The 22246-nt window shown below is 48.9% G+C and carries 18 protein-coding genes; 14 read left to right on the forward strand and 4 right to left on the reverse strand.

Features of this window, described 5'->3' with window-relative positions; translation table 11 throughout:
- Nucleotides 1-27: 27 nt before the first annotated feature.
- Nucleotides 28-4434, forward strand: a complete 4407-nt coding sequence (locus tag PsW74_RS19145; protein ID WP_063288323.1) for a translocation/assembly module TamB domain-containing protein — start codon at nucleotides 28-30, stop codon at nucleotides 4432-4434.
- On the opposite strand, the gene PsW74_RS19150 is transcribed toward PsW74_RS19145, so the two are convergent.
- The gene (locus tag PsW74_RS19150) at nucleotides 4431-5447 is read right to left on the reverse strand and encodes an Ldh family oxidoreductase (protein WP_063288322.1); all 1017 of its coding nucleotides are present in this window, start codon (nucleotides 5445-5447) and stop codon (nucleotides 4431-4433) included. The genes PsW74_RS19145 and PsW74_RS19150 overlap by 4 nt on opposite strands.
- A 454-nt stretch (nucleotides 5448-5901) precedes the next feature.
- On the opposite strand from PsW74_RS19150, the gene PsW74_RS19155 reads away from it, so the two are divergent.
- From PsW74_RS19155 to PsW74_RS19195, 8 genes are all read left to right on the forward strand, one after another.
- Nucleotides 5902-7377 (forward strand): NAD-dependent succinate-semialdehyde dehydrogenase, encoded by a 1476-nt coding sequence (locus PsW74_RS19155; protein WP_063288321.1) that lies wholly within the window; start codon nucleotides 5902-5904, stop codon nucleotides 7375-7377.
- Between the two features lie 70 nt (nucleotides 7378-7447).
- Nucleotides 7448-7996, forward strand: coding sequence for a GNAT family N-acetyltransferase (locus PsW74_RS19160; RefSeq protein ID WP_063288320.1), 549 nt, complete (start codon nucleotides 7448-7450; stop codon nucleotides 7994-7996).
- Between the two features lie 93 nt (nucleotides 7997-8089).
- The gene (locus PsW74_RS19165; protein WP_057465999.1) at nucleotides 8090-8593 is read left to right on the forward strand and encodes a class I SAM-dependent methyltransferase; all 504 of its coding nucleotides are present in this window, start codon (nucleotides 8090-8092) and stop codon (nucleotides 8591-8593) included.
- Nucleotides 8594-8911: 318 nt separating this feature from the next.
- Nucleotides 8912-9490: a YceI family protein gene (locus PsW74_RS19170; protein ID WP_057465998.1), complete on the forward strand. Its 579-nt coding sequence runs from the start codon at nucleotides 8912-8914 to the stop codon at nucleotides 9488-9490.
- A 99-nt stretch (nucleotides 9491-9589) separates the two neighbouring features.
- A complete protein-coding gene (locus PsW74_RS19175) occupies nucleotides 9590-10159 on the forward strand; it encodes a cytochrome b (protein ID WP_057465997.1) in 570 nt (189 codons plus the stop codon).
- 21 nt (nucleotides 10160-10180) lie between these two features.
- Complete coding sequence (locus PsW74_RS19180; RefSeq protein ID WP_057465996.1) at nucleotides 10181-10750, forward strand: YceI family protein; 570 nt, start codon at nucleotides 10181-10183, stop codon at nucleotides 10748-10750.
- Between the two features lie 183 nt (nucleotides 10751-10933).
- Nucleotides 10934-12568: a fumarate hydratase gene (locus PsW74_RS19185; RefSeq protein ID WP_063288319.1), complete on the forward strand. Its 1635-nt coding sequence runs from the start codon at nucleotides 10934-10936 to the stop codon at nucleotides 12566-12568.
- Between the two features lie 360 nt (nucleotides 12569-12928).
- The gene (locus PsW74_RS19195) at nucleotides 12929-13525 is read left to right on the forward strand and encodes a L,D-transpeptidase (protein WP_057465994.1); all 597 of its coding nucleotides are present in this window, start codon (nucleotides 12929-12931) and stop codon (nucleotides 13523-13525) included.
- A 28-nt stretch (nucleotides 13526-13553) separates the two neighbouring features.
- Here the strand turns inward: PsW74_RS19195 and PsW74_RS19200 are convergent, their stop codons facing one another.
- Nucleotides 13554-13922, reverse strand: coding sequence for a DUF971 domain-containing protein (locus tag PsW74_RS19200; RefSeq protein WP_063288317.1), 369 nt, complete (start codon nucleotides 13920-13922; stop codon nucleotides 13554-13556).
- 189 nt (nucleotides 13923-14111) lie between these two features.
- Here PsW74_RS19200 and moaA point away from each other — a divergent pair, with 189 nt between their 5' ends.
- The gene (gene moaA, locus PsW74_RS19205; protein ID WP_063288316.1) at nucleotides 14112-15146 is read left to right on the forward strand and encodes a GTP 3',8-cyclase MoaA; all 1035 of its coding nucleotides are present in this window, start codon (nucleotides 14112-14114) and stop codon (nucleotides 15144-15146) included.
- A 69-nt stretch (nucleotides 15147-15215) separates the two neighbouring features.
- Here the strand turns inward: moaA and PsW74_RS28450 are convergent, their stop codons facing one another.
- Entirely contained in the window at nucleotides 15216-15383 is a 168-nt protein-coding gene (locus PsW74_RS28450; protein ID WP_082830625.1) for a Flp family type IVb pilin, read from the reverse strand.
- A 574-nt stretch (nucleotides 15384-15957) separates the two neighbouring features.
- On the opposite strand from PsW74_RS28450, the gene gcvA reads away from it, so the two are divergent.
- The gene (gcvA, locus tag PsW74_RS19210) at nucleotides 15958-16866 is read left to right on the forward strand and encodes a transcriptional regulator GcvA (RefSeq protein WP_063288315.1); all 909 of its coding nucleotides are present in this window, start codon (nucleotides 15958-15960) and stop codon (nucleotides 16864-16866) included.
- Nucleotides 16867-16971: 105 nt separating this feature from the next.
- Here gcvA and apbC read toward each other — a convergent pair whose 3' ends face one another.
- Nucleotides 16972-18105: an iron-sulfur cluster carrier protein ApbC gene (gene apbC, locus PsW74_RS19215; RefSeq protein WP_063288401.1), complete on the reverse strand. Its 1134-nt coding sequence runs from the start codon at nucleotides 18103-18105 to the stop codon at nucleotides 16972-16974.
- A 652-nt stretch (nucleotides 18106-18757) separates the two neighbouring features.
- On the opposite strand from apbC, the gene PsW74_RS19220 reads away from it, so the two are divergent.
- The 3 genes from PsW74_RS19220 (at nucleotide 18758) to mobA (ending at nucleotide 22195) form a co-directional block, all read left to right on the forward strand.
- Nucleotides 18758-20692 (forward strand): bifunctional 2',3'-cyclic-nucleotide 2'-phosphodiesterase/3'-nucleotidase, encoded by a 1935-nt coding sequence (locus PsW74_RS19220; RefSeq protein WP_082830627.1) that lies wholly within the window; start codon nucleotides 18758-18760, stop codon nucleotides 20690-20692.
- A 214-nt stretch (nucleotides 20693-20906) separates the two neighbouring features.
- A complete protein-coding gene (locus PsW74_RS19225) occupies nucleotides 20907-21365 on the forward strand; it encodes a BLUF domain-containing protein (RefSeq protein ID WP_063288313.1) in 459 nt (152 codons plus the stop codon).
- Nucleotides 21366-21553: 188 nt separating this feature from the next.
- Nucleotides 21554-22195, forward strand: a complete 642-nt coding sequence (gene mobA / locus PsW74_RS19230) for a molybdenum cofactor guanylyltransferase MobA (protein WP_082830628.1) — start codon at nucleotides 21554-21556, stop codon at nucleotides 22193-22195.
- Nucleotides 22196-22246: the final 51 nt, after the last annotated feature.

Consider the following 22246-nt stretch of genomic DNA (forward strand, 5'->3'; position numbering starts at 1 on the left):
GTTAACAAGAGAAAGATCAAAGAGCGAATGCAACTGGTCCGACGTATCACAATGACCCTTGGCAAAATACTAGCCCTTCTTCTCGCGCTGGTACTTGTGGTTTATGCCGGACTTGTGGTGACAACTAGTTTCCAGGCAGGTCGCCAATTCCTCGGATCAACTTTGAGCTCTTTTTTGCCAGATGTGAGGATTGATCAACCTCGCCTGACCGCTTCCGGCAATCTGTTTGCAGATGGGGTCTATCTTTCCGATGCGAAGGGCACATGGCTTGAAATTCACAGTGCTTCAGTTCGATGGTCACCGCTTTCGATTCTTTTCGGCGCACTTGATATTCACGAAGTCGCAGCACAACGGATTGCATTAGCACGATTGCCAGAAGCTACGGAAAATCCGGTTTCTGAACCTATCCCTACTGAAGAAACAGGCATTACCCTACCTTTCAACACCATTGATCTCCAAAGCCTCAACGTCAAAGAACTTGCCCTCCCCGCTTCTATTGCCGGGATGTCTGCTCAGTTCGAGATCACGGGCACTGCGACTTATGCGAGTTCTCCTGACAAAATTGCCGGCAAGCTCAACATTTCACGCACTGGCGACGTTCAGGGCACAGCAAGCATTAACGTCGATTTTGATCCGGCAGATGGCGTAGTCAATTTCCGTGGCATGGTCTATGAAGCAGCCAATGGGCTGACTGCCAATCTTCTTGACCTTCCGGATGCACCGAGTTTTGCGCTAGTTATGGAAGGTGGCGGCCCGCTGACAAACTGGTCGTCTTCATTACAAGTAGATCTGAATAGGGTTCGAGCCATTGATGGTGAGATTACTCTTGCGCAAAATGGAACGCAGAAGTCACTAACTACACATTTATCGGGGGAACTCGAGCAGTTTCTTCCCTCTTCTATCTCCAGCCTATTTGCGGGGCAGACTACGTGGTTTGCAAACGCGACACTCAATGAAGATTATCTGCCGCTTTCAGCAACCGGAAAGCTTTCAACCGGTGCGATCTTAGCGCATTTGGAGAACACATACGCAACTGACAAGAACTCTTTGATAGCGAAGATCCAAATCCAGACACTTGAGAGCAACACTAAACCACTTCTCATCAAGACTGGCGAGCAGGCTGTTCAACTGGATACTTTGTCTGTGACTGCATCGGCTTCGGGACCGCTTGAGAGCCTGAATTGGGAGCTCTCTGTTCAGGCAGATAAGATTCAAACACAAGAAGCGGATCTGGGGGCGCTTAGCCTTTCTGCAAAAGGTGATGGTGCACACATTTCCGCGCAGATGATGTCCATCCCGCTTGAAGCGCTTCTCCAAGTTAGTGGTGTCCATCTTGCTGGAGCTTCACAAGACCAAAACATCAAGAATATAAGTGTTTCGCTCAAAGGTACAGTGTTTCCAAATCAGGAGAAACTAAAGCTAAGCGACTTACATTTGGAGAGTGATGCAGCGGCTGCACGGTTTAATCTGGTAGAACTCTCGCCGAGCAACGGACAGGCACAGGGCAATCTTTCTGTATCTGACCTTAGCCTTCTGTCAAGATTTGTGCAGCAAAACGTAAGCGGCTCTGTTGAGGCTCAATTATCTTTACTGGCGGATTTCCAAAAACAATCTGGAGAGATCAATCTCAAGGGAACCAGCAGCCGTGTGAGTCTGCAAAATGAGCGCGTTGACCGAATTCTCACTTCCCCGGGTAGGTTTTCTGCCAAGCTTGCAGCAACCCTTGATAGCACCGACCTGCTCGCTTCATATGGCCGACTGGAAGTCCTTTCCTTTGAGAACATGTTTGGACAATTTGAAGCTCATGGCAGTTTGCAAGATCGTCAGCTGGATGGTGCATTTTCTGCCCAAGTGCATCAACTCGATCTGCTGGAGCCCCGTGTAAGTGGGGCCCTCACTGCCAGCGGGAAGGTTTCAGGTAATGCTTCTGCACCTGAAGTGACACTTGAAATACACTCTGACCGGATTGAGATGGATGGCACTCCCTTAGAGAAGTTGCAGCTTGTTGCAGATGGGACGCTTTCTGAAACGGCCCCCAATGCGGACATCAATCTCACAGGCAGATTTAAAGGGGAAGAGCTTGTTGGCAAGTTCAAGCTGCTGAGTGAGGCTGGCAAACTGTCTGTTCCAACGCTGGATTTTGATTTGGGCGGAAACAAACTCAGTGGCAATGCACATGCTGCTGATCTTGCGCTTCTACCACAAGGTTTGGTTGGGCAGTTCACCATTGAAGCCAATGATCTGAGCACTTTGTCATCACTGGCCTTGACCGAGATGGAAGGTCAGGCTCATGGACAAATCGATATTGAGCAGGACAACGGAGATGCCAAGATCTCATTTGATCTTAACAGCGAAAACCTTCGGTTTGCGCAAAGTTCCATCATGTCCTTTGTCGCAAAAGGCTGGATAGACAAACCTTTCACACGCCCAGCTGCAAATGCGAACATTGCGCTCGATGGTGTTGAAGTGGAAGGGGTAAACCTGAGATCGTTGACATTAAATGCGACACCTGTTGAAGGCAAGACAAGTGCAGAGGTTGCAACTGGCTTTTCCATTAATGCCGAATTCGCTGAAAACAACGACCAAGTTCAAAGCACAGGGCTGGTGCAAGCTGTTCCCGAAGGGATCATTCTTACGCTGAACTCTCTTAATGGCCGCTACAAGGGGATCCAGACAAACCTCAAGCAACCAGCAGTGATTTCGCTACTTGAAGACAAACGGACTGTGTCCTCCTTTGAGCTGGCTCTTGGCAGTGGCTCTTTAAATGTTTACGGGAGCAACAGCAATCAGCTCGACATCAACGCCGAACTGAAGCAGCTGCCACTTTCCATAGCGAATGCCTTTGTTCCAAGCCTTTCCTTGGATGGTGCTCTCAACGGGACCGTTCGCGCCTTTGGAGAGAACGACGCACCTCAAGTCAGCTGGCGGCTTGCGTTGAGCCAATTTTCAGCAAAGCCGCTTCAGGATAACCGCATCCTCCCACTTCAGATTGAGAGCACTGGCTCATTTGCTGACAACAAAATTGACCAGAAAACCACCATCACCAACAGTTCAGGCCTGAACGTTGAGGCTTCCGGGGCAATCGGGCTTGCAGATGGTCAAGAAGTGTCTTTGACTACATCAGGCAACATTCCACTTGATGTGGTGGGAGCTAAATTGATCGAGCAGAATTTGGGTGGCAGTGGTGGCTTCCGTCTCAGCGGGTCAGTTTCCGGCTCCCTCAAGGATCCTCAGATCGCCATTGATATCCAACCTGTGAACCTTGAGACCACACAGCTCTCAACTGGCATGACGCTGACAGACTACTCAGGTGACATTAAGGTCACACGGCAAGAGATTGCGATCAATAAATTTGCTGCCAAGTTCAGCAATGGTGGCACGTTGGTACTTGATGGCAAACTTGGGCTGGGTTCAGGCCTACCTGCTCAAATAGAACTCACGATTGATGGTGGCCGCTATGTTGACGGGACATTTGTTAGTGCATTGATTGATGCCAATCTTGCACTACAGGGCTCTCTTGCCGATGCAGGCGCCCCTCCTGCAATTTCGGGCAAAGTCACCATTAACCAGGCAGATATTGAAATACCGAGCTCCTTTAACTCCAGTATCAATCCTGTGATCGTCCGGCATTTGAATGCGCCCAAGCCTATCCTCAAACAAGCAAAGATCCTTGCTCAAGATGAAGGGCGGGAAAACGCCAAGAAAAACGAGCAACCCAGCCCGATCTCGAAAGCCAGTTTGAATGTTGACGTGGAAGCACCAGGCAAAATCTTCATCCGTGGGCGCGGCGTCAACGCTGAAGCTGGCGGATCACTTAACATTGGCGGCCAGCTCGACAATGTGAAAACCGTGGGCGCTTTCTCTCTGGTGCGTGGCCGTATCGATATTCTGTCAAAACGCCTGACACTCAGCCGCGGTAATGTGACGTTTAGTGGTTCTCTTGTACCAACACTCGATTTTGCGGCAACGACAACATCTGGCTCAACGGAAGTGACTGTTCTGGTGAGTGGACCTGCTGATATGCCGGTGATTGATTTCACTTCAGTCCCAAGCCTGCCAAAGGATGAGGTCCTTGCGCAACTGTTGTTTGGCGAGTCTGTCAACGATCTTTCGCCAATTCAGCTGGCAAGCCTTGCAAGCGCGATCGCAACGCTAACCGGAGGCACTGGCGTGGAAGGACCATTGGGCACACTCCGCAATCTACTGGGTGTCAGCGACATCGATATCAAATTTGATGCAGCAGGAAATCCAGAACTGGCCGTTGGTGGCTATATAAGTGAGCGGATTTATCTGGGCGTGACACAGGAGCCGACAACAGGTGACAATGCAGCAACTGTTGATATTGATGTCACGAAGTTCCTGAAGCTTCGTGGTGAAGCCGGCTCCGACGGAGATGCAAAAGCCGGCTTCTACTATGAGCGTGAGTACGACTAAGTCGACGGCCCGGCGAGGCGGACGGCCTCATCGTAAATTGGCTTTGGCAGGTTGATGCCGTATTGCTCTGCTTTTTCACGCGCAGCAAGACGAGATGTTCCTGGTAAGCGAGCGCCCTGCTCTGCCTCAATCGCAGCAACAAGTGTTTGCATGCGCTCAGCGAACAAACCGCCAGAGACAAGATCAGCGTTAATTGCCAGAATAACCTGACCAAGATCAGGGGCGTTGCCCTCTCCTGAGAACAGACTGGACGCTTCAAAACCAAATGCAGCTCCGCACAGGCCAGCTGCCATGATCTCAATCATCATGGCCAACGCCGCTCCTTTGGCCTCTCCAATGGGGATCATGGTCCCAGCAAGCGCCGCCTCTGGATCGGTGGTTGGCTGTCCATCTTTATCAAGTGACCAACCTTCCGGGATAGATTTTCCCGTTCGCTGCGCTGCCATGATCTTTCCGCGCGCAACACGAGAGAGTGCCAGATCGATGACAAGTGGCTCTCCGTCTCCATTAGGAGCTGCAAATGCAATTGGGTTGGTTCCGAACATGGGGTTCTTACCGCCATAGGCTGCAATTGCCTTCGGGCCATTGCCAAAAATGAAGGCAACCATTCCATCTCGCGCCAATCGCTCACAGTGTGCCCCTGCTTGCCCAAAGTGGTGAGAGTGACGGATCGCGCTCAAAGCCAGTCCATTTTGCGAGGAGGCGTCTTTCAGAAATGGCAGTGCAACTTCAATTGCGGAATAAGCAAATCCGTATTTGGCATCAATCCGCTGCACAACCGGAGTAACCAACTCTGCTTCTGGTTTGGCAAAGCCGTCTACTTTGCCGGTTCTGGTTTGAGCGGTGTAGGACGGAATTCTGGAAAGGCCATGCCCTGCCTGGCCATCTGCCTCTGCGTTCACCAGAGCCTTTGCAACGATCTTCGCAATTGCAGGATCTGTTTTGTTGGCAGACAAAGCATCCTCAGTAAGTGTGCGTGCTTCTTTTAATGAGAGATTGACCGTATCTGACATGGAACACCCTTAGCTATTTGAGTTCTTAAGCACGTCGCTCCTGACACATTTTGCGGATACGCACAATTGCACGCGTTTCTTGCAAAGACATAAATGCGGATTGGGTTTGCTCATTTGAGCGAAGCAGATGACATTTCAACAGGACAGGCACCCGCAAGTTTGCAGGAATGACATTATTCCATATTTTTCCGCCCAGCTCATCTCTATCTCATCCCTGTAACGGCTTATAACTGCATGAGTTTTGGTTCTATGCGTATTCCATTGAGAAAGAGACAATCGTTACGGCCCCTAATTTCCATTGCAGAATGGATCAATCTTTGTAAATCCTATGGGGACTAGGTGTTTTTCCTAGATCTACCACTTATATGTGTAGGTCAGATAAAGCCATTGTTAGGTCTTGTTTTTCTATCTCTCCTCATTGCCTGGCGAGATATGACTTCATCAGGAGATACTCATGAGTACGACACTCTCAGCAATCAAAGAAATTCCGCTCCTACGTGAAGCTTGTCTCATAGGAGGAAAATGGGTCAGCGGTGATGAAAGCAATTCCATCCTCGTAAACAATCCAGCTACAGGCGAGATTATCGGGCGTGTTCCGCGTTTTGGCCGCCCTGAGACTGCGGATGCAATCGATGCAGCTCATACAGCTTTTGCCGTCTGGTCAAAAATGACGGCTGCCCATCGCTGCAACCTGATGCTGCGGTGGGCAGACCTGATCATTGAGAACCAGAAGGACCTTGCAGAGCTGCTCACTGTTGAAATGGGTAAGCCGCTGGCTGAATCTACCGGTGAGGTTGCTATCACAGCCAACTACATTCGTTTCTTCGCTGAGGAAGGTAAGCGGGTTTATGGCGATGTAATCCCGTCCCCTTGGAAAGACCGCCGTATTATGGTGACCAAGGAGCCCATCGGCGTTGTTGGTGCCATTACCCCTTGGAATTTCCCAAGTTCCATGCTTGGTCGTAAACTGGCTGCAGCTCTGGGTTCTGGCTGTACTGTTGTGGCAAAACCAGCAAGCCAAACGCCTTATTCCGCTTTGATCCTGGGTGAACTTGCGGAGAAGGCTGGAATTCCAACTGGTGTGATCAATATCATCACCGGCTCTGCTGCTCAGATTGCTGATGAACTTTGTGAGAACGACAAGGTCCGCAAGATCACCTTTACCGGATCTACTCCAGTGGGTAAGCAGCTTGCCTCCAAAGCATTGGCCAACATGAAAAAGGTCTCTATGGAGCTTGGCGGCAATGCGCCGTTTATCGTGTTTGATTCAGCTGATCTCGATAAGGCTGTCGAAGGTGCCATTGCATCCAAGTTCAGGAACTCCGGCCAGACTTGTGTCTGCGCAAACCGCATTTATGCTCAGGCTGGAATTTACGACGAGTTCTCAGCAAAGCTGAAGGCTGCCATTGAAGATCAGCTGCGCGTTGGCGATGGTCTGAAGTCGGGTACCAACCAAGGCCCTCTTATTGATGAGCATGCTGTTGCGAAAGTCGAAGAATTGATCGCTGATGCCGTTTCTAAAGGCGGTACAGTGGTGACAGGCGGCAAGCCAGATGCTCAGGGTGGCACGTTCTTCGAACCGACACTTCTGCTTAATGCGACCCCAGACATGAAGGTTGCCAAGGAAGAGACGTTTGGTCCATTTGCCCCTGTCTTCAAGTTTGAGAGCGAAGATGATGTGGTCAGAATGGCGAATGATACAGAGTATGGCCTCGCTTGTTACTTTTACACTCAAGATTTGGGCCAGACCTTCCGTGTTATGGAAGCATTGGAATATGGTCTTGTTGGCGTGAATGAAGGTGTGATCACGACCGAATATGCTCCGTTTGGCGGTTATAAAGAAAGCGGAATGGGGAACGAGGGCTCCAAATACGGCGTGGATGACTACATCAATATCAAGTACTCTTGCATTGGCGGGCTTGGCCTTTAACGCTCAATATTAATTTTGTGGGAGCCGGAGTGTTCATCGCTTCGGCTCTTTCTTTTTGAGGACTGCTTTCGTGATTATCGAAGAAGAACGCTGTACGGCTGCTCCAACACTTAACGGCGAGCGCATTATCATGCGGGCTCACCAAACTTCAGATTTTGAGGCATGCTGCGCCTTGTGGGCGGATCCTGATGTGGTTCGCTATATTTCGGGGAAGCCTTCCAGCCCAACGGATACGTGGGGGCGCATCCTCAAATATGCCGGGCACTGGAGCCTCTCCGGTTTTGGGTATTGGGCTGTGATTGAGAAAAACAGCGGAGAGCTTATTGGCGACGTTGGTTTTTCTGACTTTAAACGAGACATCACTCCGAGCCTTGATGGATTTGCAGAAGCTGGCTGGGTGATCTCGCCTAAGTTTCATGGCAAAGGTTATGCCCGGGAGGCTGTTGAGCTGAGCCTATCCTGGCTGCGCAGTTCCAGACTGTTTCCTGAGGTTCATTGCATTATTGCCCCAGAGAACACAGCCAGTGTCAGCCTTGCTAAGCGTGTTGGCTTTGAGAAGTACACGGATGGGACTTACCTCGGACAACCGACTCTTTTCATGAAGCAAAGCTTTACTTAAGCCGATAAGCCCAACCTGTATCCGCCGGGTTGGGCTTGTTCATTTTCTGCGTTCCTGTATATCCTTTAGCTAATAATCCATTCAGGCTGAGTTATGCAGAAATACGATAAGATTTACGCCAAGGACGAAAGTTACTTCGGCCATACCTCCAAGCAGTTTACAACACTGTTCTCAAACCTCGACTTTGACAGCGGCACAATTCTCGATCTGGGTGCAGGACAAGGACGCGACGCGATCTTTCTTGCTAAGCGCGGTTATAATGTAATTGCTGTCGACAGCTCCAAAGTAGGTCTGGACCAATTGCAGGAACGAGTAGACACGGAGAATCTGCCGATTGAGGTTGTTCACGTGGATGCACTTGGTTACACGCCCCCGCAAGATCTTGATGCAATTGTTGCTGACCGTTTCTTCCACGAGTTGCCGAACAATGTGCGCGTCAAACTTCTGCAGCGTATGCTCAGTCACCTTCGCGTTGGTGGCTATATGCTTATCGCTGATGAAAAGAGCGTTCTGCCGAACCTGCGCGACACTCTGAAGAAGGAAAAGTTTGAGTTCCTACGCGATAAAAACGGCATCCTCTTTACTTACAAGCCATAGGCACCTGATCGGAGGCGCATACGTGTGCCTCCCTTCCCCATTTTTATTACTAGAGTTTCTAACTGACAGATCACACACGAAAGTGTGATGTAAAACCCTTATATTTTTGCAGTTGTATCAGCTGGTTTTACAATCTCCATTATATTGCCACAGTGACAACTCATTTCCGCAACAATGTTTGCAAAAATTGGCGATATTGCTGACTTCGTCGTGATTGTGCACCTGGGATGAACAATGCGTTTAATTGCAATTCCCAGAACATCTGCCAATTGTATGCCCAAGATTGAAATTCACAGTTCAACATAATTGGAGATTACAATGAAATCAGTTCGCTTTGGAATGCTCGCAGTCGCAGCTTCTTTCCTCGCTACAGCAGCGGTTGCTGAACCTGTTGCTTACGACGTTGATATGTCCCACGCAAATCTCGCTTTTGACTACAACCACCTCGGTTATTCCACCACTGATGGCCGTTTTGCTACTTGGTCCCCTACTCTGATCATTGACGAAGCAAACCCAGCGAATTCTAAGGTGGACGTTGAAATTGACGTCAACTCTCTCAACACATTCTGGGAAGCTCGTGACACACACTTGAAGAGCGCTGACTTGTTTGATGTTGCTAAGTTCCCATCAGCAACATTCAAGTCCACCAAGGTTGAACAGGTTGGTGAGAAGAAGCTGGAAGTGACTGGTGATCTGACCATCCGTGGCATCACCAAGCCAACTGTCCTTGAAGTTGTTGTAAATCAGCTTGGTGAGCACCCAATGGCGAAGAAACAAGCTGTTGGTCTGGATGCGACTACCACGATCAAACGTTCTGACTTTGGCATGGCGATGGCTGTTCCTTACGTGTCAGACGAAGTGAACATCAACATCAGCTTCGAAGCGACTGTTAAGTAATGTTTCCGGCCTGTCGGATGCTGAGAATGCACTGACGGGTCTGGTCGAACTTTGAGAAGGGGCAGCAATGTCCCTTCCCTCGATCAAAAGGCCTTTTCCATGATCAGGAACACTCGATCAGCCTATGGCATCGTGGCAATTGCACTACACTGGACCATAGCAACGCTTATCATTGGTATGTTGGGATTTGGCCTTTATATGGTCACGCTGCCGATTTTCGAGCCTGCCACTTACTCTCTTTATCAGCTTCACAAGTCCATTGGTTTTGTTGTCTTGGCATTGGTCTCATTGCGCATCCTTTGGAAAATCACTGGTATCACACCTGATTTACCTGCCGAAATGCCGGTTTGGGAAAAGCTTGCTGCGCATTTGGGTCACATCAGCTTATATGCTCTGATGTTGCTGATGCCGCTGACAGGATGGTTGCTGGTTTCGTCCAGCCCGCTTGGACTGCCGACAGTTTTCTTTAACCTCTTTCAGATTCCGCATCTACCAACGCCTGAGTTTTTGGGGCAAAAAGCAGATGTATCTGCGTTCTTCACCGCAGTGCATGGCTGGGCTGCGTATGCGTTTATCGCAGTGATCCTTGCACATGTTGGAGCTGCCCTTAAGCACTACTTCATATCCAAGGATAAAGTCTTACAGCGTATGTTGTCCTCAAAAGCCTAATTTGAGGATCTGGAGAAAACCATGAAACGATTGACCGATATGTTCTTTAAAGCCGGCGTATTTCTGACCTTCATCTTGGTAGGAGCAGCTTCATCTGCCTTTGCAAATGAATGGTCAGTGGATCGCAATAAGAGCACGCTTGGCTTTGAGGTCATCAATAACGGAAACACCGTTACGGGCACTTTTGCCACCTGGAATGCTAAGATCATCTTCGACAAAGAAGAACTCGACAAAGCCCAGATTCAGGCAACAATCATCACTGGAAGCGTAAAAACAGAAGATGCGCAAGCAGCAGGTGCAATCACAACCCCACAGTGGTTGGATATCTCCAGCTTCCCTGATGCTGTGTTTCGCGTAGATAACGTGGTTCCTGCTGGTGGTGATCTCTATGAGGCTGCCGGTACGCTGGAGCTCAAAGGTGCAAAGATTGCTATTTTCTTGCCCTTCACTTTGACCATTGAAGGTAAAACTGCCCACGCGGTTGGTGAAGCAACGTTATCTCGCAGTGACTTCAAGATTGGTGATGGCGTGCCAGACAGCACTGTCAGCAATAAGGTGACTGTGAAACTGGACCTATACGCCACTCGTTGATGGATTGCAGCAAAGAGAGGCTTGCATTTTCCACCAAGTCTCTCGTCAATTCGGCGTAATCTAGCAAATTTGACAAGTTTTGAAGGCTGAGGGGCTTTGCCCCTCGGCTTTTTCTCTATAAAACGGCGCTCAGCAAATTCAACAGTGTACAGCGGTACACCAAAATAGCCAGAGAGTGCCAAGATGTCCGAAACACTTGCTCCCGAGTACGTTCACACCTCTCTTTTTCCATTGGGTAAAGACAAAACTCCTTATCGCAAACTGACCTCCGAGTATGTGAGCGAAGTTGAGTTTGACGGTGAGAAAATCTTGAAGGTGGAGCAAGAGGGTCTTCGCTTACTTGCCGAAGAAGCGTTTAAAGACATCAACCATTTCCTGCGTCCTTCCCATCTGGAGCAGCTCCGTAAAATTCTCGACGACCCTGAAGCAACTGCAAACGATAAATTCGTTGCTTTTGACCTGATGAAGAACGCGAATATTTCAGCTGCTGGTGTATTGCCAATGTGTCAGGACACTGGCACTGCAATTGTGATGGGTAAAAAAGGTCGCAAAGTCTGGACTAACGGGCATGACGAAGCAGCACTTGGTGAAGGTGCACGTGATGCTTACTTCAAAAAGAACCTGCGCTACTCCCAGCTGGCGCCGATTTCCATGTTCGAAGAAAAGAACACCAAGAACAATATGCCGGCTCAGATCGAGCTTTATGCTGAAGGTGATGACGCGTACAAGTTCTTGTTCATGGCAAAAGGTGGTGGGTCTGCAAATAAGACCTTCTTGTTCCAAGGTACTCCGAGCCTGCTGACCAAAGATCGCATGATTGAGTTCCTGAAGGAGAAAATTCTCACTCTTGGTACTGCAGCATGCCCGCCATATCACCTCGCAATCGTCATCGGCGGCACGTCTGCAGAGTTGAATCTGAAATCAGTAAAAATGGCTTCTGCCCGTTATCTGGATGAGCTGCCAACAGAAGGTTCTGAAGGCGGTCACGCATTCCGTGATCTAGAAATGGAAGCTGAAATTCACAAGCTGACACAGTCCAGCGGTGTTGGCGCACAGTTTGGTGGCAAATACTTCTGCCACGACGTGCGCGTGATCCGTCTGCCGCGCCATGGCGCATCATTGCCAATCGGCATTGGTGTCTCTTGTTCAGCAGACCGTCAGGCAACTGGTAAGATCACTAAGGAAGGCATCTTCCTGGAGGACCTGGAGCGGAATCCTGAAGTCTACATGCCGGAAGTTACCGACACCGATCTTTCTGATGATGTTGTAAAGGTCGACCTCACACGCCCAATGAGCGAGATCCTTGGCGAATTGACCAAGCATCCAACCAAAACACGGCTTTCGTTGAGCGGTCCGTTGATTGTGGCCCGTGATCTGGCGCACTCCAAGCTCCGTGATCGTCTCGAGGCCGGCGAGCCGCTTCCTGACTACATCAAGAACCATCCGGTTTATTATGCAGGTCCAGCCAAGACGCCAGAAGGTATGCCTTCCGGTTCATTTGGCCCAACCACTGCTGGCCGTATGGATGCTTATGTGGACCAGTTTCAGGCCGCTGGAGGCTCTATGGTGATGCTTGCCAAGGGCAACCGCTCAGCGGATGTTCGTCGTGCGTGTCAGGCTCACGGTGGTTTTTACCTCGGTTCTATCGGTGGCCCTGCAGCCCGCATTGCTCAAGACTGCATCAAGAGTGTTGAAGTGGTTGAATATGAAGAGCTGGGTATGGAAGCCGTTTGGAAGATCGAAGTTGAAGACTTCCCTGCCTTCATCGTGGTGGACGACAAAGGTAATGACTTCTTTAAAGAGCTGAACCTGAGCTAACTGTTCTGGTGAGATAATACCGAGATTGAAGGGCGTTCATTAGAGCGCCCTTTTTCACTTCTTGCATTCATGACAATTTCATTCAATCACAATTCAAATTAGCCACATTCATGTTTCATTGAATATATTAATTAGCGTTTTAGCTAGATGCAAATTAAGCTCGAGACGAATGTAAATCAGCTTCGAATGGATCATGAGTAAAATCCTTTTCCATAAGAAGTATATAGCAGCAGTTGTAGTCTGTATTACTTCAACAATTAATAGATTTGACATTCTAAGCTGCGAGCGTCTCCCTACTCGCTGCATAAATTCCCTCATGCAAACGAGATAAAACAAACAACAATATCCCAGGGGGTATCAATGCGCATACTTATCGCGAGTGTTGCTCTTTGCTTCGCAGCACTATTTACCGGAACTCAGGCAGATGCCGCAGCGTCTGGCAAGTTCTTTGATCACGCATCCAAAAAATGGGTTTCCTATGGTTCTGCTCACCATGGAAAATCTCCAATCAAACGTAAGCAAGTCAGATATAACGGGTCATACGGCCCGAACACTATTGTGATCAGCACAAAAGATCGACGCCTCTACCATATTCGCGGCAATGGCACCGCGATGGTATACGGTGTTGGCGTCGGTCGTCAGGGATTCCAGTGGTCTGGAACTCACCGAATTACCCGTAAGGCTGAGTGGCCAAGCTGGACACCACCAAAGGTCATGATTGAGCGTGAACGCCGCAAAGGTCGTAATCTGCCTAGCTTCATGAAAGGTGGCCCTAATAATCCACTTGGAGCGCGCGCCATGTATATCGGTAGCACCATCTATCGCATTCACGGTTCTAATGAACCATGGACGATTGGTTCAGCTGTCTCATCTGGCTGTATCAGGATGGCAAATGAAGACGTCATTCACCTCTATGACAATGTCAATGTCGGCACGAAGGTGATCGTGCTTCGCTAGACCACATAGGGCTGACTTTGTGTCAGCCCTACTTGCTGAGCTCTCTGCTCAAACCACGCTCTTGCAGTTCACTCAGATATCGATTCCATAAAAAATCTTTTTGATCGTTCATTTCCTGAAAATAGGCCCACGTGAAAATTCCGGTATCGTGCAGGTCATCAAATGTCAGTTTAACTGCATAGTTTCCAACTGGATCTACACCGATAATCGTTGTATCCCGCTTCCCCGCAATCACTTTTCGTTGATCTGGAGTATGCCCTTGCACTTCTGCTGATGGGGACATTACTCGCAGAAACTCCGAGGTAAACGAGACTTCAAGGCCATCATCAAAAGTAATTTCAAGATTTTTGCCTTGGTTTTTTAGGTGGATTTGCGTAGGCCAGCGTGTATCCGACATATTTTTTTATCCTTGCCCAAGTTCATGGAACTCAGTATTGATGATTTAGGAATTATACCTGTGGTTCTAAGATATATTTCTAGTTAAATCCACTGGAACTCCTTACTGATGGATTGACGCTAACTCATTGCGTACTACATTAGAATTGTTAAATTCGTCGTCTAAAGAGATACGTGAGTGGAGGTTTCCATGGGGCAATATGCCGAGGACAAACAGCAGGGTGCCCACCCAGCATTGATTGACCCGTTCGGCCGCGCCGTGACGTATCTTCGCGTCTCTGTGACTGATCGTTGTGATTTGCGCTGCGTCTATTGCATGTCCGAGCACATGACTTTCCTTCCCAAGAAAGACGTTCTTTCACTGGAAGAGCTGGATCGCCTCTGCGCTGTTTTCATTGAAAAAGGCGTCCGCAAAATCCGCCTCACTGGTGGGGAGCCGTTGGTTCGTAAGAATATCATGAGCTTCATCCGCGGCCTGAAGCGGCATCTGGATAGCGGCGCACTTGATGAACTCACCATTACCACGAACGGTACGCAGCTCGAACGCTACGCTCAAGAACTGTATGAAGCAGGTGTACGGCGCATCAACGTCTCTCTCGACACCTTAAATGCAGACAAGTTCAAGGATGTTACTCGGTGGGGTGATATTCAAAAGGTATTCGATGGCATCAAGGCCGCTCAGGAAGCCGGTCTTCAGATCAAGCTGAATGCTGTTGCACTTAAGAATTTCAACGAGGATGAGCTCATCCCGATGCTGGAATGGGCACATGAGCGCGGGCATGACCTGACGTTTATCGAGACAATGCCGCTTGGTGAGATTGATGGAGACCGGAATGAGCAGTATCTGCCGCTAAGCGACGTGCGTAAGGCACTCTCCGCCAAGTACACACTAACAGATATTCCATATAAGACCGGCGGCCCTGCCCGCTACATGCAGATTGAAGAGACTGGTGGTCGTCTTGGTTTCATCACCCCAATGACACACAACTTCTGTGAAAGCTGTAATCGCGTCCGTGTGACCTGTACTGGGCAGTTGTTCATGTGCCTTGGCCAAGAAGATCAAAAAGACCTGCGCGCGGCACTACGAGCATCTGAAGGAAATGAAGTGCTTTCGGAAGCGATTGAATCAGCGATTGCACGAAAGCCAAAGGGGCATGACTTTATTATCGACCGTGATAACAAGTCTGCAACTGGAACGCGTCATATGAGTATGACGGGTGGGTGAGTACTAATGATTTCAGTTAATAAAACACCCCAATATTTTTCAAGTCATTGGGGTGTTTTATCGAGTAGGTTATGGATTTACTGTTTTCAAGTCTCTTGAAACACGACCAAACAAGCCTGACAGATCGGTTCCAAGTGCTGTAACTGCAGTAACAATTGCCAAAGCGATCAAGGCTGCAAGAATACCATATTCGATTGCAGTTGCGCCGGACTCGTCTTTGAGAAACTTAGCGAACATTGTTTTATACTCCGTATTGAACCCTAGAAGCCCCACTCCTCATCGGGACTAGCTGCAACCTAGGCCTTCATTTCTTGCCAATTTATGAATCAAATTTGCGGAGCAATTTAAGTTTGTTGGGCATAAGCACTATTATCAACAGTACATGTTTAACACTACAAATTCCGCACGCACATAGTTCCATTAACTTATTGATTTAAATAATTTTTTCATTAAGTAAAATTTGAATATATGCGCTAACGGATTATTTACTTTATCTATTAGTTACCAGTTTTCGCAGTGCATAGTTTTATTTCTTCAACTCAAAACGTTAATCCCCCTTTCTCTGCAACTTCGAGTCTTTCCAAAGATCTCGCCAGAAGAAGTGAAATGCGTGTGATCGTGCGTAGCGGCCTTGCATTAAAAGTCGATGCATTAGCAGTTCAGTTGTTTCGTTTTGATCTTGGAAGGCTTCTTTCGCCAGATAGCTCATTGTCTTATGCTCCTTACCGCATTTCGTTGAACAATAGTCTTGTGTCGAAGATGCTGACAAACGAGTGATTTCAAGCAATCAGATCAGTTTTATTGACGCGAAATGCGTTACTCTCTTCCTCCTCTCAACTCATTCAAAGCCTTTGAATGCGTGTCGCGTCACATGAGCTTTGCTAAGGCGGCCAATGAGCTTGGGCTAACGCAGTCGGCCTTGAGTTATCAGATCAAAATGCTTGAAGATCAGCTGCAGGCCCAGTTGTTTACACGCCTGAACCGGGCGATTGAGCTTACTTCAGCTGGACACCGGCTGTTGCCAGGCGTTGAAGCTGGGTTAGAAAACTTCAGCGAAGCTGTCGCTCGCATTAAAGGACTAGATCAGGATAAAATCCTCGTTATATCTACTGGACCGGGAACGGCATCCAAAGTTATTGCACCTCGGATTTATCGTTTCATGGAGGCTTATCCTGAAATTGAACTTCGCATCTCTGCTAATTTGAAGCTTGTGGATTTTTACAAGGACGATGTTGATCTCGGGCTTCGCTTCGGGCGAGGGCCATATCCGGGTTTGCATATTGATTTTCTTACTGAGGATTTTCTTACGCCCATGTGCGCACCTCGGCTGGCGAAAGAGATGCGTGAGCCCGCCGACTTAAAGAACTTTACCTTGCTTCATGAAGACAGCATGGCGACCTTCTTGAACGCACCGGGATGGAAGGAATGGCTGAAGATTGCAGGAGTTTCCAAAGCCTCCTGGGCAGAGAAAGGAATGTACTTTTCTCAAATTGATCACGCTCAGGATGCTGCTATTGAGGGAGCTGGTGTTATTCTGGGTCGAAAAGTTTTATGCGCGCATGACGCTCGGCTGGGTCTGTTGACCAACCCATTCGAACTCGAAATTCCTGCTACTGCTCACTATATGCTGGTTGGGTTGGAAAATTCATTTCAAAAACATAAGTGCAAAGCATTCATTGAATGGATAAAGGCGGAACTTGACGAGCTCTGCCTTTCATAATTGCATTTGGTAGAACTGGGCACTGCAAACAGAAACGGCAGATGTCAACGAAATGACTACCTGCCGTCTAAGCGAAACTTTTTCAAAGAAACAGATTAATACTGATCAACCAACAACGATTTTGGGTGCTGATCTTGCTGCATCTCCAGTGGGTTGAAGGACGCCCTGCCACAAGCCAGCAGCAATGATGCCGTATGCCTTTGAGATTAGGCTATCTGGATTACTCACTGTGATTGGGGTGCCTGTATCAGATTGCTCTCTGATTTCCATCGTCAAAGGCACTTCACCTAAGAACGGGACTTTCATCTTCTCAGCTTCTGCTTTTGCACCACCATGACCAAAGATCTCATGCGTGCCACCGCAGTCTGGGCAGACAAAGTGACTCATGTTTTCTACGATACCCAATACAGGGATCGCGACTTTCTCAAACATAGCAATACCACGACGTGCATCCAGAAGCGCAAGGTCCTGTGGTGTTGAAACGACCAGAGCACCTGTAAGAGGTACTTTTTGAGCCATAGTCAACTGCACATCACCCGTTCCAGGCGGGAGGTCAACGATAAGTGCATCCAGCTCACCCCAGTCAACTTCGCGCAACATCTGATTGAGGGCAGACACCACCATTGGGCCGCGCCAGATCATGGCTGTTTCTTCTTCTACAAGAAAACCAATAGACATCAACTTGATGCCATGGGCTTCTAGAGGCTTCATAATACGATTTTCAAGAACTTCCGGCTGCCCAGATGCTCCCATAAGCTTTGGAATGGATGGGCCGTAGATATCAGCATCCAGCAAACCAACCTTCAAGCCCATTGCAGAAAGAGCAAGTGCGAGATTGGCTGATGTTGTTGATTTACCAACCCCACCTTTACCTGATGCAACAGCAATAATGTGTTTTACGCCAGGCACTTCCTGCTTTGCTGGCATTGGGGCACCTTTCGGCGGGGCTTTGCGTGCAGCAGGTGGTGGCGTAGATGGAGAACCAGGTTGTTTTTCTGCTGTAAGTGCAACGAGGACCGTTTCAGCACCAGGAAGCACCGACACAACCTTCTCGGCGGCCTGACGAAGCCCTTCAAGTTCTGAAGCTCGCTCTGCGGGTACTCTGATAGAAAAAACGACACGACCATCTGATACAAACAGGTCTGCAACCAGATCCTGATCAACAATATTGCTCTTGCCATCAGGCGATTTAACCTGTTTGAGCACTTCGAGAACGCGCTCCTGCGTCAACCCAGCCATAGCCTCTTCAGTATCCTTATGGTTCTTGCCTGATGTGAACCCGCCTTTGAAGCGCCCCCACAATCCTTTAGATTTGTCGTTGTCCATTGTGCACACCCTGTGAAGCTCTGCATTGCAGAGAGGGATAATATGATCTTGAAGGTAAATATGCTTGCAAACTGAATGTACAAGCTTTTGCCTATGGTTCTTTTATATCTTGGTATACGTCTCAAGATGAATAGAGCAATACAGAATTCATCAAAGACGTTATTTGTCCTTTGCGCATTCGCAACCCGTTTTGCCAAACTTGGGTGCCATCAATTGAGCGAAGTTCACGCAAAGTTGAGCTCACCGACACAAATTCACAGATATTTGCGGTTAACGCAAAATCTTTCGTTGCAGATAAAACCTAACGTCTTCTGAGGATTAGCACACCACCTAGGGGATCTACCTTACGCAATGGAGAACCCGTTTCATGCTCCTGATACATTAGGCCCACAAACTGAGGGGAATGCATGGTATTTAAGGGTCTAAGAACCCTCTTGCTGCTGCGACCAGAAGCTTGAGGGGCGGGCAAAATTCATGCTGACAATTATGTTCTGCATTTTCCACGGGCTAGGAGGCAATCGTGTCTAATCCTATTTTGATGAATCGTCGTAGCGTGCTGGGAGGCATGGCCGCTACCGGTGCCATTGCAATGGTGCATCCATATTCTGTTCTTGCAAAAGAGAACACAGCGCATTTGCGTTTGATGGAAACAACCGACCTCCACGTCCACGTCGCTCCATATGATTATTATGCTGACCGCCCAATGGACACAGCTGGCCTTGCTCGCACAGCAACTATCATCAAAAAGCTGCGCTCTGAAGCAACCAACACCATGTTGGTTGACAATGGTGACTTTCTGCAGGGCAACCCAATGGGGGATTACATTGCTTACGAGCGTGGCATGCGCGAAGGTGATGTGCACCCGGTCATCAAAGGCATGAACGTGCTGGGTTACGACGCTGGTACATTGGGAAACCATGAGTTCAACTACGGTCTGGACTTCATGATGAAGGTTCTTTCCGGAGCAAACTTCCCAGTTGTTTCCTCCAACGTGTCCAAAGGCACCACCCTTGCTTCCAATGGCCGTAAGGATGATCTCTTCCTGAAGCCGTACACCATTGTTGAGAAGAAGATCAAAGACGGCGCTGGCATCGAGCACACGATTAAAGTGGGCTTTGTTGGCTTCGTTCCTCCAATGATCATGAACTGGGACTCCCGTCACCTGGTTGGCAAAGCGAACACTCGTGACATGGTGGATGCTGCGCGTGCATGGGTTCCAGAAATGAAGGAACAAGGCTGCGACCTCATCATCGCGTTGTGCCATGGTGGTATCGCTGGTGGCGAACATGAAGACGGTGCTGCAAACACTGCACTACACATCGCTGGTGTTGAAGGCATTGATGCTCTGTTTACGGGTCACCAGCACGATGTCTTCCCGGGTCCTAGCTATGAAGGCATTCCTGGCGTTGATGCTGTCAAAGGCACGCTGCAAGGCAAACCAGCTGCTATGGGTGGTTTCTGGGGTTCTCATCTCGGTGTCATCGATCTGATGATTGAGCGTGACGGCAACAACGGCTGGCGCATTGCAAACTTCACCACAGACGTGCCATCTATCTATAAGAAAGAAGGTCGTAAGCGTATTCCTCTTGTTACCAGTGATGAAGAAGTGCTGGCAGCGGTTGAGGATGATCACCAAAAGACACTTTCTTATGTGCGCCGCGCTGTGGGCAAATCCTCTGCTCCGCTGCATTCCTACTTTGCACTGGTGGCTGATGATCCGTCTGTTCAGATCGTTTCCAAGGCACAAACTTGGTACACCAAGGAAATGCTTAAGGACACCGAGTGGGCTGGCCTGCCAGTACTTTCTGCTGCTGCTCCGTTCAAAGCAGGTGGTCGCGGTGGTGCGGATTACTATACTGACGTTGCTGCTGGTGATATCGCAATTAAGAACGTTGCTGACCTTTACCTTTACCCGAACACAACACGTGCAGTGCTGATCACCGGTAAAGACGTGAAGGAATGGCTTGAGCGTTCTGCTGGTATGTTCAACCAGATTGAAGCAGGTAAGAAAGACCAGGTGTTGCTGGACGCTGAGTTCCGTTCTTACAACTTTGATGTGATCGACGGTGTTACCTACGAAATCGACCTGACACAGCCTTCTAAGTATGACGGTAAAGGCAATGTTGCACATCCAGATTCTAACCGTATCGTGAACCTTCAATTCGAAGGTAAGCCAATCGATATGGATCAGAAGTTTGTTGTTGCAACCAACAACTATCGCGCTGGTGGTGGTGGTAATTTCCCTGGCATCAATGATGATGTGATCATCTTTGTTGGCCCGGACACAAACCGCGATGTGATTGTTCGCTACATTGTGGACCAGGGAACGATTAACCCGTCTGCAGATGCGAACTGGAAGTTCACGCCTGTTGCTGACACGACTGTTCTGTTTGAGACCGGACCTGCTGCTGAAAAGCACATGAAAGGTGTGAAGGGCGTTCAGATTGAGGCTGCGGGTGAAGGCAAAGACGGTTTTGCCATGTACCGCATTACGCTTTGATTTTGACTGGGGCGTATCGTTATCCGAAAATCGGAACCACTTCGCAGCGATACGCTCTAAGTCTGAATGACTTACATGATTTTGGGAAGGCGGGGCCATAAGCTCCGCCTTTTCTTTTTTCGCAAAAAGCGAGAAGTATCAGTGTTTTAAACGCTGTATTTTACAGTTTTAGAAGAATTTGCTGTCAGGCTTTCATGAACCGGAGGATCTGACAATGAGTGTTACGCAATTATGTTATCGCAGCCGCATTCATTGGCCTGCGCTTCGCTATAGCCTCGATGAGGAAGTCGAGCGGTCGTTGACCCGTATTCGACGCATCAACTCGATGGCAGGCGTTACCGGCGCTCTGATCCTGACAGACAATCATGTTTTTCAGCTTTTGGAGGGCCCCTGGCCCTTAGTGAAGCGGACGTTTGAGTGTGTGCTTGAGGATAAGCGGCATTCTGATCTGACCGTTCTCTCCAATGAAGAGCAGGATTTCAGGCTCTTTCATAACTGCTGGATGCATTTCTGCGATCTTCGTGAGGAAGCAGATAGTCAGTATCCCAAGTTTTTCGGCAATCTCCTTGCCCATCCTGACCGCACCTGTAGCGAGGAAGTGATGGAGTTGCTGCTTCTGCTCTCAATGAACATGAGCGAAAGTCAGCTGACCAGCCGACTTGCACTCATGTAGTCCCAGTACCTGTTCCCCAAGGTGGCATGACCACCGCTCCCAGACGCTCTTAAAGGCACCTCTCCTCCCACTGCCTTTAGGAGCGTTTTCTTGTGGTTTGCGACTGGATGCCACTTTGCACCCTGCCCTATCCTGCTTCACAAGTAGCGCTGATGATTTGCGCGTCAGGCCTAAGTGGGAAATCAGGTATGTCTGTTGAAACAGAGAAGCGAAACAAAGTGATCGGTTGTATCCTCTGCGGTGGGAAGTCCCGACGCATGGGCGGCTCTGACAAAGCATTACTAGACCTGAATGGCACGGCTTTGCTGGAACATGTTGCTTCCCACTTGCATGGGCAAGTCGCACAGAGTGTTTTGAGCGTGAATGAGCCAAGTGACCTTCACGAAAGCCTGGGACTGCCGATGCTTTCAGATGAGCTTGAAGGCCATCTAGGGCCATTGGCTGGTGTTCACAGTTCATTGAGCTGGGTAAGACAAAACGCTCCTGACGCATCCGATGTTGTGACTGTGGCAGTTGATACGCCGTTTTTTCCAACGGACCTGGTGGAGACGCTTGCTGCCAGCAGAAAAGCGAATGCTGGCGCCCCAATCATTTGCTCCAGCGGTGGGCGCGACCACTTTGCATTTGGCTTGTGGCCTGTGGCCTTAGCAGACCCTTTGAAAGAGTACCTTTTGAAGGGTGGTCGTAGCATCAAAGGCTTTTTTGAAAACCATCCGCCAGTCATCGTAGAATTTGAACTTCAGAACGCGGTTGATCCCTTCTTTAACATCAACACGCCAGAAGATGTTCCTGTCGCACTTGAGCATCTTGCTCAATTACAGGTGCAATAGTCGTCAAAACGATCAGATGCCTGTGAGATCTTTGATTTTTGCCAAATCCTA

Origin of the sequence: Pseudovibrio sp. W74 (assembly GCF_001623085.1) — a bacterium.
Lineage (GTDB): Bacteria > Pseudomonadota > Alphaproteobacteria > Rhizobiales > Stappiaceae > Pseudovibrio.

Coding starts and splice junctions, on each gene's coding strand:
- PsW74_RS19145 (WP_063288323.1), top strand. CDS start 28: ATGCAACTGGTCCGACGTATCACAATGACCCTTGGCAAAATACTAGCC.
- PsW74_RS19150 (WP_063288322.1), bottom strand. CDS start 5,447: ATGTCAGATACGGTCAATCTCTCATTAAAAGAAGCACGCACACTTACT.
- PsW74_RS19155 (WP_063288321.1), top strand. CDS start 5,902: ATGAGTACGACACTCTCAGCAATCAAAGAAATTCCGCTCCTACGTGAA.
- PsW74_RS19165 (WP_057465999.1), top strand. CDS start 8,090: ATGCAGAAATACGATAAGATTTACGCCAAGGACGAAAGTTACTTCGGC.
- PsW74_RS19170 (WP_057465998.1), top strand. CDS start 8,912: ATGAAATCAGTTCGCTTTGGAATGCTCGCAGTCGCAGCTTCTTTCCTC.
- PsW74_RS19175 (WP_057465997.1), top strand. CDS start 9,590: ATGATCAGGAACACTCGATCAGCCTATGGCATCGTGGCAATTGCACTA.
- PsW74_RS19180 (WP_057465996.1), top strand. CDS start 10,181: ATGAAACGATTGACCGATATGTTCTTTAAAGCCGGCGTATTTCTGACC.
- PsW74_RS19185 (WP_063288319.1), top strand. CDS start 10,934: ATGTCCGAAACACTTGCTCCCGAGTACGTTCACACCTCTCTTTTTCCA.
- PsW74_RS19195 (WP_057465994.1), top strand. CDS start 12,929: ATGCGCATACTTATCGCGAGTGTTGCTCTTTGCTTCGCAGCACTATTT.
- PsW74_RS19200 (WP_063288317.1), bottom strand. CDS start 13,922: ATGTCGGATACACGCTGGCCTACGCAAATCCACCTAAAAAACCAAGGC.
- moaA (WP_063288316.1), top strand. CDS start 14,112: ATGGGGCAATATGCCGAGGACAAACAGCAGGGTGCCCACCCAGCATTG.
- PsW74_RS28450 (WP_082830625.1), bottom strand. CDS start 15,383: ATGTTCGCTAAGTTTCTCAAAGACGAGTCCGGCGCAACTGCAATCGAA.
- gcvA (WP_063288315.1), top strand. CDS start 15,958: ATGCGTTACTCTCTTCCTCCTCTCAACTCATTCAAAGCCTTTGAATGC.
- apbC (WP_063288401.1), bottom strand. CDS start 18,105: ATGGCTGGGTTGACGCAGGAGCGCGTTCTCGAAGTGCTCAAACAGGTT.
- PsW74_RS19220 (WP_082830627.1), top strand. CDS start 18,758: ATGGCCGCTACCGGTGCCATTGCAATGGTGCATCCATATTCTGTTCTT.
- PsW74_RS19225 (WP_063288313.1), top strand. CDS start 20,907: ATGAGTGTTACGCAATTATGTTATCGCAGCCGCATTCATTGGCCTGCG.
- mobA (WP_082830628.1), top strand. CDS start 21,554: ATGTCTGTTGAAACAGAGAAGCGAAACAAAGTGATCGGTTGTATCCTC.